9 protein-coding genes are annotated in these 12,175 nt (G+C 40.1%); 8 read left to right on the top strand and 1 reads right to left on the bottom strand.

Annotation, left to right across the window (positions count from 1 at the left end; all coding sequences use genetic code 11):
• Positions 1-266 precede the first annotated feature (266 nt).
• The 3 genes from CBW18_RS07045 (at position 267) to CBW18_RS07035 (ending at position 3,311) form a co-directional block, all read left to right on the top strand.
• A complete protein-coding gene (locus CBW18_RS07045) occupies positions 267-1,235 on the top strand; it encodes a sensor histidine kinase (protein ID WP_172406465.1) in 969 nt (322 codons plus the stop codon).
• Positions 1,236-1,253: 18 nt separating this feature from the next.
• Positions 1,254-1,967, top strand: a complete 714-nt coding sequence (locus CBW18_RS07040) for a LytTR family DNA-binding domain-containing protein (RefSeq protein ID WP_088300594.1) — start codon at positions 1,254-1,256, stop codon at positions 1,965-1,967.
• A gap of 171 nt (positions 1,968-2,138) precedes the next feature.
• A complete protein-coding gene (locus tag CBW18_RS07035) occupies positions 2,139-3,311 on the top strand; it encodes a retropepsin-like aspartic protease (protein ID WP_172406464.1) in 1,173 nt (390 codons plus the stop codon).
• 218 nt (positions 3,312-3,529) lie between these two features.
• Here the strand turns inward: CBW18_RS07035 and CBW18_RS07030 are convergent, their stop codons facing one another.
• Positions 3,530-4,624 (bottom strand): two-component regulator propeller domain-containing protein, encoded by a 1,095-nt coding sequence (locus CBW18_RS07030; protein ID WP_088301314.1) that lies wholly within the window; start codon positions 4,622-4,624, stop codon positions 3,530-3,532.
• Positions 4,625-4,800: 176 nt separating this feature from the next.
• On the opposite strand from CBW18_RS07030, the gene CBW18_RS07025 reads away from it, so the two are divergent.
• The 5 genes from CBW18_RS07025 to CBW18_RS07005 all read left to right on the top strand — a co-directional run bounded on the left by CBW18_RS07025 (position 4,801) and on the right by CBW18_RS07005 (position 11,656).
• Positions 4,801-5,700 (top strand): winged helix-turn-helix domain-containing protein, encoded by a 900-nt coding sequence (locus CBW18_RS07025; RefSeq protein WP_088300592.1) that lies wholly within the window; start codon positions 4,801-4,803, stop codon positions 5,698-5,700.
• A gap of 159 nt (positions 5,701-5,859) precedes the next feature.
• Positions 5,860-6,396, top strand: coding sequence for an RNA polymerase sigma-70 factor (locus tag CBW18_RS07020; RefSeq protein ID WP_088300591.1), 537 nt, complete (start codon positions 5,860-5,862; stop codon positions 6,394-6,396).
• A gap of 415 nt (positions 6,397-6,811) precedes the next feature.
• Positions 6,812-7,771: a FecR family protein gene (locus CBW18_RS07015; protein ID WP_088300590.1), complete on the top strand. Its 960-nt coding sequence runs from the start codon at positions 6,812-6,814 to the stop codon at positions 7,769-7,771.
• A gap of 100 nt (positions 7,772-7,871) precedes the next feature.
• Positions 7,872-10,463, top strand: coding sequence for a TonB-dependent receptor (locus tag CBW18_RS07010; RefSeq protein WP_088300589.1), 2,592 nt, complete (start codon positions 7,872-7,874; stop codon positions 10,461-10,463).
• A gap of 50 nt (positions 10,464-10,513) precedes the next feature.
• Entirely contained in the window at positions 10,514-11,656 is a 1,143-nt protein-coding gene (locus tag CBW18_RS07005) for a PepSY domain-containing protein (protein WP_088300588.1), read from the top strand.
• The last annotated feature ends 519 nt before the right edge of the window (positions 11,657-12,175 follow it).

Raw genomic sequence — 12,175 nt, 5'->3', positions numbered from 1 at the left:
TGGTCTGAAACATGGCCCTGCCGCAAAAGCCAAAATGATGTATAGAAACTGTTATTTAGCGAAATATTCCATTTCATCTGTGTATTTGCCGTTTTCAGGCTGGTTTTCGGTTATTCCGTCATGTTTATTCAGGATAAGCGGCCTATGTGTTATCTTTGGTTATGCCATTGATTGAAAGAATTGTTAAGTTCAGCCTGACTCACCGTTTTCAAACTCATGTCATCTTTTGGCTGATCGTCGCATTGCTTTTTATGAACCGGTATGATATGGAAGAATATAAGCAATTCGACAACATTATGTACCGTCAGATTTATTATATCTCCGTGACCATGCTGGCCTCTTATTTTCTGGCCTACCTGATCATTCCAAAATTAATGCGCTCAAAAAACTATTTTGAGGTGGTCGTCTTTTTTATTGCAGGTGCTTACCTCATTTCTGCCTGCTCACGGGCTGCGGTAATATATCTCCTGGAACCACTCATCAGAACACCACCTTTCGCACAGGAATCACTATGGCAGATCCTATCTGATATCCCCAAATTAGTAACACATTACTTTACCCTGTCATTCTCTGCGGCATGGGTATTCGCTTTTGTCAAACTGATCCGTGACCAGTACGTGGTTCAGCAACGTTCATTGATGTTGGAGAAAGAAAAGGCAGAAACGGAACTTAAAGCTTTGAGAAGTCAGCTCAATCCGCATTTTTTATTCAATACCTTAAACAACATTTATTCGCTGTCGCTCATGAATGCTCCGGTTGTTTCAAAATCGATTGCCGGATTATCCGAGATACTGGATCATGTACTTTACAGGTGTAATACGGCTTATGTTCCGCTGTTATCAGAAATTAAACTGATTGAGAATTATCTTGCATTGGAAAAGCTCAGATATGATGAACGGCTAAGGATAAGTTTTGATTATGTTACCGACAAAGCGGCCACTATCGCACCATTGATTTTATTATCATTTGTGGAAAATGCATTTAAACATGGTGCGGGTATGGATGCCGGCAATCCCTTTATTGATATTGATCTCCACCTGAAAAATAACCGCCTCCGTTTTAAGGTGACTAACAGTATTGTGGAAGAGAAGCCCGCAACAGGTGGGAATGGTCTCGGCCTGAACAATGTTACGCGGCAGCTTGGTCTGCTTTATCCTTCGCGGTATAAATTAAATATAAAAATGATCAACCATACTTATGATGTGGAATTGGAAATTGATCTTGTGGATGTATAACCTAATTGCTTTAACGCTATGAAAATAAAATGTCTTTTGGTTGACGATGAACCGCTGGCGATTAAGTTGTTACAGAATCACCTTGCGCAACTGGATGCTTTTGAAGTGGTGGCTACCTGTTCTACGGCAGTAAAGGCCCTGGAGCTGCTGAGAACTCTTGCGGTAGATCTGATGTTTCTGGATATTGAAATGCCCCAAATAAAAGGTATTGACTTTTTAAAAGGCTTAAAGGATCCGCCAGCAGTGATCATCACAACCGCATATCGCGAATACGCCATTGATGGTTATGACCTGGACATCATCGACTATCTGCTAAAACCCATTACGTTCGAGCGGTTTTTTAAGGCTGTTGACCGGTATCTGCGGTCGCGGAATGCTGAAAATCCTGTAACTGCTGTCGCAACACAAAATTCTTATTTATTTTTAAAATCAGGATTGAGAAGTCACCGATTAAATATGGCTGATATTTTATATATTGAAAGTATTAAGGATGATATACGGGTGGTTTATGAGAACAGTTCGATCAACATTAAATATAAGATCAGCGATCTGGAAACGGATATCAGGTTATTTTCGCTGTTGCGCGTTCACCGGTCGTTTATTGTCAATATGGCTAAGATGACCTCTTTTACCGCCAATGATATTGCGATCGGTAACAAAACGATACCCATTGGCCCGAACTATAAAGCGTATGTGCTCAGGAAGTTGCAGGAACTTCGGTTGAATTTGTAAACTTCAAAACCCAGAGTGAGTTCATTTAACATCGTTCCCAATATCTTGTCAGTTGTTCAGTTAAGATATGATCAACAGCTGTGCTAATGAATGCTGTTAATTATCGTTAAATATCTTCATATGTTTTTCTATTTAGCTATTTTGAACAAGTTTCAGTTTTAAATGATATACATGTATAAATTAATTTTTCTCTTGTTTTTTTTGATCCTGTCGAAGGATGGTTTTTCCCAGCATCTTACCTATAATAAAGGTGGAACAAAAGCAACAAATTACTTCGAAGAAATTCCTTATCAAGATATCAATGGCAAAATAATAGTAAAAGTAAGGATCAATCAGGTCGATTATAATTTTCTGTTCGATACAGGGGCTCCGACTTGCATCAGTCCGAAGATCCTGAATGCGATAGGTATTGAGAAAGGTAAGCGTGATCAGGTAAACGATGTAAATGGAAAGCGGGTATCTAGCCAGGCCGTAATTATTAAGGATATTGCTTTAGGCCATCTTAACTTCAATGATATACCCGCTGTTACAGGGGTGCCGGATTTTTTTCGATGCTGGAATGTTGATGGCATTATAGGGAGCAATTTGCTCAGGCATTCGATCATTGAAATGAACAGCCAGAAAAAAACCATCGTCATTACTGATCAGATTGGTAAACTTCAACTTGGTCAAAGGACCGGAATCAGCCTTTCTTTGGATACCATCCAAAGTTATCCTGTATTTAATGTGCAGCTATCAGACAAATCAACCATGCCGGTCCATTTTGATACAGGAGATAACGGCTTGCTTTCTCTTTCTGAAACATCAATGGAGCAGTTTAAAAAAGCAAAAGTTTATAAATCAATAACAAAGGGCTACGGCGCCAATCAGATAGGAGCATTTGGCATGGAAAAAAATAATCAAAAATTTTTATTGAAATTTCCGGTCCTTGACATCGATGAAATACATTTAAGAAATGTATTCACTGTAACCGGTAGAGGTTCAGGAGCAAGAATGGGCTCCAAAATACTCAATTATGGCATTGTGACGATTGACTTTATCAACCGGAGGTTTTATTATAAAGGTGACGACAAAGAAATAGACCTGGCCGAAAAGCAATGGCCTTTTCAGCCGGCATTTAGTAACAACAAAATGGTTGTAGGTATCGTTTGGCAGGAAGCAGGGGAGAGCGTAGCACCTGGGGAACAAATTGTCGAAATTGACGGTATTTCCTTTAAAGATGTTGATCTATGTAATCTGCTTATTAACAAGCCAATTCTTGAGGGGAAAGAACACGCAACGGTAACTATAAAATCTAAAAAAGGCGACCAGCGAAAATTAAAAATCGAAAAAAAATATTTTTAAGTGAAGAGATGCACAAAACCTGCACATATCAAGTTCTACTTATTTACTTTTAATACAAAGCGGCTATATCATCATTCATGTAGATTAAATTTGATGTTGAGCTTATCGAAACACTGTTAACGAGATGGTTTTACAAGTCTTTCGACAAGCTCAGGATGATATTTCAAATTTAGCATCCCGACCAAACTCCAGCCTGGTGATACCAATTTTATATACAATTATTGCTCAGCTTCTTTGCCCTTAAAGTGCGTAATTGATTTTTGCTGTCCGTCAGGCAGGCTGGGATCATAACGGTACACCCCCTTCAAACCGCCAAACCAGATATTGCCATCCTTAGCTTCTAAAATTCCGAAAAGCATTTTATCATTTGTTTTAATTTCGGTGACCATCGGTTTTTTATTTAATAAAGACTTTTCATCATAACGTGAAAGTACCCAATTCTGGCTCTTCGCACTTTCTGAACTGGTCCATATATTACCTTTTCTATCTTCGTAAATATAACCCACAAATTTTTGGGTAAAATTGGTAAATGTTTTGCCGTCATAGCGCCAAAGCCCATCGGCACCACCAAGCCAAATATGGCCTTTTTGATCTTTGATAATCGAACGAACATTTGAAAAGGGTTTGCCCTCGTTATTGTTGATCTTAGTGAATGTTTTCCCATCATACCAGTAGCTATGGCCCCTCGTAGCCAGCCAAAATTTTCCGGTATTGTCTTCAATGACCGCATTCACATCATGATTCATCCAGCTCACTTCAGGAAGTGACTTTTGGTAAACAGAAACATGGACAGAATCAGCCGCTTTAAAGGGAGGAGCCTCATTCATTTTAAAATTGCGAAAGGATTTTCCATTATAAAGACTTGCACCACCTTCAGTACCAAACCAGATCTGACCGGTTTTATCTTCATAAATATTAGTTACCCGATCATTGGCAAGCCCGTCTCTGGTGGTGTAATTTCGAAAAGATTTTCCATCATAGTGATAAACTCCTGAACCAATAGAAGCAAACCAAAAATTTCCCATTCTATCTTCGAGGATAGAAAAAAAGCGGGCCGGGCTAACCTTACCGGTGATATTGCTGAAAGATTTTCCATCGTATTTAATAACACCCGCCCATGAGGCCATCCAGATGTTTCCATGGCGATCTTGTTTGATGGTACGAACGATGCTGTTTGGGGCATGAGAAATGTTTAGCACTTTGGTTTCAATGACATCCTGAGCATCTTTTTTTTGCTGGGCCTGTACAGGTAAATAAATTCCGCCTGCCAGAATGATCAGCAGGCTGTAACAAAAGTTTCTGTTATTTTTCATCTTGATATAATTTTTTTTGCGGGATGAAGCCATCACTGGCAATCTTTATGATTATTTGTAGATGATGGTTTATTCCCTGTTAAAATTGATTCAGCGAAATTACTTTGGTATCTTTCCGTCGGCAGCATCAGGATTGTAAATAAAAATGTAAACTTTGTAAATAAAGGCTTGACAATATGCAACTTAGTCTAAAACCCCATTCCGGAAAACGCAAATACCTGTTCGCAGGAATATTTATATCATTTATTGCTGTGCTCTGTGCCGCTTTAAGTGTAACGGGGAATGATAGCTTCGACTTCGCCAGAAGGGAAATTTTACTCCGCAAAATCGGACATGAACTGCTTCTGCAGTCAGGCGACAGTACATCCAGGGTGCTTCCGGTAAAGCGAACCGGAGAAAATAATTACCAGATCAGGTTTGAACATGCGCTTAGTTTTCAAACAGATGCTCTGGTGAATATCAGCCGGCGTTGGCTGGATAAAGATCCGCTGGCCGGTGATTATGTGGTGAATGTACTGAATCGTGGCAACTCCAGCGTGGCCTATGGATATGCGATATCCAAAAATAAAAAAGATGATATAGTAGCCTGTATCGGAAGAAGGCAACCCAAAGCATATTATATGATCAATATTACATTCAAACCGGAAGGAATACGTACAACAAGGCATGTATACCTGCTCAGCAGTCTGCCATTTTTAGCCTTTTTTGGGTTTATCTTTTTGAGCGCCGTTAAGCCGCTTCGGGTTTTAACTCACCGTGAGCATGATGAAATGATCACTTTAGGCACCATGTTATTTGATGCGAAAAACCGGAAGCTCGTGATACATGGAAACACCATAGACCTGACCGGAACAGAAAACCGTCTATTGCGCATTTTTGCCTTGTCTCCGAACGAGACCATAGAGAGAAGCCGGTTGCAGAAAGAGATCTGGGAAGATGAAGGTATTATAGTAGGCCGAAGTCTGGATATGTTCATTTCAAAACTCAGAAAAAAACTGGAATCAGATCCTGATCTCAAAATTGTGGTGATACGCGGAAAGGGATATCGGCTTGAAGTTGATTCCCGGTACAGTTGAAGAATTATTTAAGCAGTAAAATATCAAATCACTTTAAATATGAATACTTCTCTCACGGGAGCATTGGAAGATGATCCGAATGAATTATCTTTAAACTATTTAGACTTATTAAATATAATGGTTTATATTTGCCATTCTGTATAAGCAACAAGCGCATTTGTGAAAATTTTTAAGGGTAATAAAAATGGTCAATTACTGAATCAAATTGATGATTCAAGTTTTCGCACCTTATTTGAACAGTTCTGGAAACCCTTACTTGCATTTTGTCAGCACCATATCCATCATGATGAAGTGGCGATGGATATTGTTCAGGATATCTTTTGTTCTCTCTGGCGGCGTAAAGATGCTCTTCATGTGGAAACCCGGATGGAATACTATTTATTTCGGGCAGCACGGATTAAAATCAGTGACTATTACCGTGAAAAATTTAAAAGGGAAAGCCAGAACCAGTGTCTGTTAGAAAATTTCTGCGAAAGCATCAACAATACAGAAGAAACTATTCTTTTTAAGGATCTGGATCATTTTGTTGATGGACTCGTGAACAGGCTGCCCTGCCGGTGCAAACAGGTGTACACGTTAAGTCGCAACAGTGGTTTGACTATACCAGAAATTGCAGAACAGCTTGAGCTTTCAGAAAAAACGGTAGAAGCACATTTAACCAAAGCATTGCGTTTTCTCAAAACTCATTTACATTAAGTGCCTATTTTAATTTTTTGTAACAGGAATAAATAGCCTTTTGTTGTCACAGGAGGGATAATTTATTGTGTAAAAATCAATATCAATGACAGTAGAATTTAATCGAAATATCTCCTGGAGGGATCGTCATTGAGGGAAGACTTTTTCAGCCGACAAAGTAATCTATCATGCTGGTAATCCTTGCTATAAAGATTGCTTCCTCGTTCCTCCTGGAAATGACGAGTTTTTTTTGGGAGTCTGTCAATGGTAGCCTTGGTCGATTGCTTTATTAATGCATTGAAATGGTCTTTGAATACACTCATACTGACATACGAAATAAGCTTTATTTTAAACAGGCTTTAACCAATAGCAAAAATTTTTTTTTTTAACTAAGGGTAAATCTCCCGATCTCCGACTTGTATTCTAAAAGCAGTTCATGTCGGTAGATCATCATTTGTTAGAAAAATATTGGGCGGGTTTATGTAACCCTGTGGAAAGGAAGATCGTAGAACAATGGATGCTGGATGGAAGTCCCGAAAAGCCGTATGAACTTCGTTCCTCAGAAGAAGAATTAAAAATAAAGGAGCAGTTGTGGCAACGTATTGCAGGAGCGCATCCGGAAGTAAAAGGCTATGATGAACCGGACAAGGTTATTCGAATGCCGGTATGGTATAAAAGAATATCGATAGCGGCAATATTTATTTTACTGGCAGGCTTGGGCTTATATCTGTCAAACAAACAATCACCTGCCGGTGCTTCATTCACTTATAGGGAAGTAATGCTTCCATATGGAAAAAAAGCCAGGATTACCTTAGCTGATGGCACCCTGGTGTACCTTAATGCAGGAAGCAGGTTGAAATATCCCGATCATTTTTCAAAAACGGAGCGAAGAGTGTTTCTGAAAGGAGAAGCCTTTTTTGAGGTGACTAAAAATCCAGACAAACCGTTCTACGTTCAAACTCAACATACCACTACACGCGTGCTGGGCACCCGTTTCAATCTTCAGAGCTGGGAAGGCTCTTTTGATCAATTGGCTGTAGAAGAGGGCAGGGTACAGTTAACAGCTGCCGGATGTATGGATACGCTGATTTTATATCCCAATATGCAGGGCACATTTAATGGTCATTCACTAAAGCAAACCACGATTAACAGTGCGCATATCGTGGCCTGGACCAAAGGTATCATGATTTTTAATGATCGTAAATTAAGCGAAGTTGCGGCTGAGCTGGAACGCTGGTATGGCGTTAAAGTTCACCTTCATGATCCGGCTTTGCTTCATTATAGGGTAAAGGCCCGATTTGATAATCCCTCACTGACTGATGTACTTCAGGATATCAGTTTTGCACTTAATATAAAATACAACATAAAAGATAAGGAGGTCACATTGTCCAGATAAGTAGATATTTAACATAAATACCCGGTGTACGCGTCGCTAAAGTTGTTCACCGGGTATAAGCAATGCACTATAATCAATCACATTACTTCAAATCAAAAATATGAACTTTTTGCTATTTAGCACAAGATTGTTTTCACGCATGGGGAAAACAATCATTTTAATTTTACTCACCATTTTAATTACCAAATCAGCTATGGCACAAACCACAGCTTTGAAAAAAAGAATCAGCATTCAGCTTAACAATGTCTCTATCGCCCAGGCTTTGCAAGAAATAGAAACCAAGGCAGGTTGCAGTTTTATTTATAGTCCGGATTTGTTGAATGCAAATAGAAAAGTGAACTTAACTTATCAAAATGCCACTGTAGAATCTATTCTTCATGGAATTTTTGGAGAAGAGATCAGGAGAATAGAGGTAAAAGGAAACCAGATTAACCTTCAGCCTTCAAATGGTAAGGGAACGATTAAAGGGCGGGTGATTACGAGCGACGGCCTAGCTGCGGCATATGTTAACATCGATATGGGCGGCAGCAAAATTCAGGCAGATGAAAATGGTCTATTTAGTTTTAATAACGTAGAAGTTGGAAGCTATATCATCACAGCCAGGTATGTTGGGTTAAAGGAGCAGGAACAGCGCGTTCAGGTTACTGCAAATGCTACAGTGGAAGTTTTATTCACTTTATATGAGGATATGCGGGCACTGCAAGAAGTGGTTGTGAATGGCGAGCGCGTAAATAGATTTGCAAACAAAACGACTGAATATGTTTCCCGTTTACCCTTAACAAACCTGGAAAATCCACAGGTGTATAGCGTAATAACCAAACAGCTGATGCAGGAACAGGTGGTGGTAACCGTGGCAGATGCCATACGCAATGCCGGGGGTGCCGTTTCTATCACCAACCCTTCTGGCGGTGTCAGCGCATATTTCAGGGGATTTGGAACCGGAATTAATGCCCGTAACGGCATGGAATCTACTTCAGACCGTTCTGCTGTAGATTTAGCGAACATCGAACGCATTGAAGTGATGAAGGGACCTTCAGGTACTTTATTTGGTGCGTCGGTTTCGTCCTTTGGCGGGGTTGTGAATGTGGTGACAAAAAAACCGATAGAAGCAAAACGTACGGAATTTAGCTATACTTCGGGGAGTTTTGGCTTAAACCGCCTTACACTAGATATTAATACACCGCTTGATCAGGAAAAAAAAGTGCTTTTCCGGGTAAATTCTGCCCTGAATCGGGAGAGGAGTTTTTTGGATTATGGTTTTAACAACACTTTTTTACTGGCACCAAGCATTACCTATCACGTCAATGAAAGGCTGTCATTAAATGTTGATGCAGAGTTGTTGCAGGTACATAATACGCAGCCGATGAACTATGTATTCCGATCTGCAGCCATTAAACAACCGAGCGATTTATTACTGGACTACCGGAAAACATTGTTTCATGACAATGTTGATGTTCAAAATTATGCGACACGTATATTTGCTGAAGGGGTGTATAAACTATCAGATAACTTTAAGTCGACTACACTGTTTTCTTTTGTTTCTGAAAATGTAGATCACAGTTATCAGCGTTTGGTGATTTGGTCTTCTCCCAGTAATGTAACCCGGGCTTCCTATGTGTATGGTCCGGTTTATAACGGATACACAAATATCCAGCAGAATTTTAATGGCAAGTTTAAAACAGGGAGTTTCACCCATAATCTTTTAATTGGTGCAAATTACCGTCATTATACTTCAAGTTTTCTATTTGCGGATATCCAGCCCATTGATCAGATTGACGTTACAAAAGCCTTCAAGCCAATTGTTAGCCAGCAAATTGATAAACTGGTAAGCTTTGCACCTTTTCCTTCCCCAACGCAGCAAACGGCCAGTGTTTATGCATCAGACATGATTAACCTGTTACCGCGTCTTTCGGCCATGTTATCACTGCGTTTGGATCGTTATAAAAGGCAGGCCGTTGAAGGTGATGAAGATGGTTATAATCAAACTTCTTATGCACCTAAATTTGGTCTGGTTTATGAATTGCTGCCTAAATCAGTTTCACTTTTTGCCAATTACATGAGTGGTTTCCAGAATGTTGCTCCGGTATCGCAGCCGAATGGCAGCCGGCAGGTTTTAGATCCCTTATTCGCTACCCAGGCAGAAGGTGGGATCAAAACAGAGCTTTTCGAAAAGAAACTCAGCTTTACCGCCAGTTATTACCGGATCAATATTGATAATGCTACCCGTTTGAATGAGGAGTTATTTACCATACAAGATGGGAAGCAATTAAGTAAGGGCTTAGATCTGGAACTGATTACGCAACCCGTTGCCGGTCTGAACATTTTGGCGGGATATGCTTATAATGATAATCGTATTGTTAAAGCAGCTCTGGATGCTAATATTGATGGAAATAAAGCTGCAAATGCACCTGAAAATGTAGCGAATTTCTGGGCTTCATATGTTTTTCAGAATCAATTTAAGGGACTGGGATTTGGTGCAGGAATGAATTATGTAGATAAAATGTACAAAGCTTCAGATAACAAATTTTTTATTCCGTCATACACCCTGGTTAATGCCGTAGTATTTTACAATAGGCAGGCCTGGGGCATACAGGTTAAAGCCAACAACGTTTTTAATAAAAAATATTGGGACAGTTGGGCAAATGCGCAGGCACCGGCAAATTTAGCGGCGAACCTTTCCTTCCGATTTTAAATGCGTGAATAGGCAACCAGGGTTTAATTCCCTGGTTGCCTGATTAGTATATGGACTTAAGAAAAAGACTAATTGCCATCCACTTATGGATCGGGCTGCTATCAGGGCTGGTTGTGATGATATTGGGATTAACGGGCTGTATCCTTGTTTTTGTCGATGAAATCAAGCCCCTGGTTTATGCAGACCGAATGCAGGTTTCACCAGCATCCGGCGAACCATTATCCATAACTGTAATGATGCAGAAGGCGCAGGAGATCTGGGGTAAAGATAAGCCGGTATCGGCCTTAGAGATTGATAATGATCCCATGCAAACATGGCATTTCAGGGCTTACCGGGAAAACAATACCAACGCTGGAAATTGGTATTGGCATGAGAAAAAGTTCTATGAATCCCTGTTTATGAACCCTTATACCGGTGAATTGGTTTTTCATGAACAGTCTGAATTTGAATTTTTCAGGATTATCTTGTATTTACACTGGAGTTTGTTATTAAAAACAGAACTGGGTCAGCCTGTTGTTGGCGTGGTAACCCTGCTGTATGTTATTTCCTTGCTCACCGGCCTTTATTTGTGGTGGCCAAAAAATAAAAAGGCCCGGCGGGTTCGGTTTTGGTTTAAGTGGAAGAAGAATACCGGTTTAAAACGCAGGAACTATGATCTCCACAATATTCTTGGTTTCTACGTGATGAGCCTGGGGCTGGTCATTGCCCTCACCGGAATGATGTGGGCATTTCCGATGCTGGATAGGGGACTGCAGAAGGTACTCAATTTGAGTGAAAGTTCGAACAAGACAAAAGTAGCGATGGTACATCGATTGCCTGAAAAGGCTGAAAGTAAGGGTTTAGATCTTATTTTTAAGGAGATCAAAAAGAAATATCCTACAGCAAAGGCCTACCATTTTTATTTTCCGGCTAGGCAGCTGTCAACAGTAATGGTGCTTGCCAGCTATGCTCAGACTTTTAAAACAGTTACGAACCGTTACGACGTGCTTTCAGGGCAATTGTTAGAAACCAGTAGGTTTGAAGACGAACGTATCGGTGAGCGATTCAGCGCAATGAATTATGATATCCATACCGGAAATATTCTGGGTTTACCCGGTAAAATACTTGCTTTCCTGGGATCACTGATTTCTGCATCTTTACCCTTAACTGGTTTTTTGATCTGGTACAACAAAAAGAAAGGCAAAAGCACTTAGCTGCTGTTTCAGGTGGGGGAAAGCAGTGCTTCTTTTTTTAGGAAAACAAATGCTATGGGTTTTTGATCCAAGCCATGTACTGCTCTAATCCTTTCCTTTGCGATTTCGCTTCAATCGCAGATCGAGCAAAAAAATATAGAGACCTTGCTAAGGGTAATCTTGCGTATCGTGATGCCAGGTTAGGCCTATGTAATTTAAAAGCCTTCAAATGCACCAATAGCTTTAGGAACAACTTGCTCTTTTTTCAGGATGGTTGCCTTTCTTTCGTCTGAAAGCAAAAATTTTCTGGCATTAACGTTTATTTAGGCAATCTTTTATGGAAGTTAAGGGGTTCCATTGTGTTAAGGCAGCCGGTTTGCCATCTTTGGTCTAACCTTCAGACTGTTAAATTCAATTCCAATTCACCGCCGTTTTAAGTGCTTTTGGATCCAAGAACGGAGCAAGCCATGATCAGCCCGCAGGGTGCCGGTTATGTTGAAAATTATATCAAATTCCTGAAAGCCGGATTATAGGCGTACC

This window comes from Pedobacter sp. AJM, from assembly GCF_002197755.1.
Lineage (GTDB): Bacteria > Bacteroidota > Bacteroidia > Sphingobacteriales > Sphingobacteriaceae > Pedobacter.
This window is presented reverse-complemented; position numbering and strand designations above follow the sequence as displayed.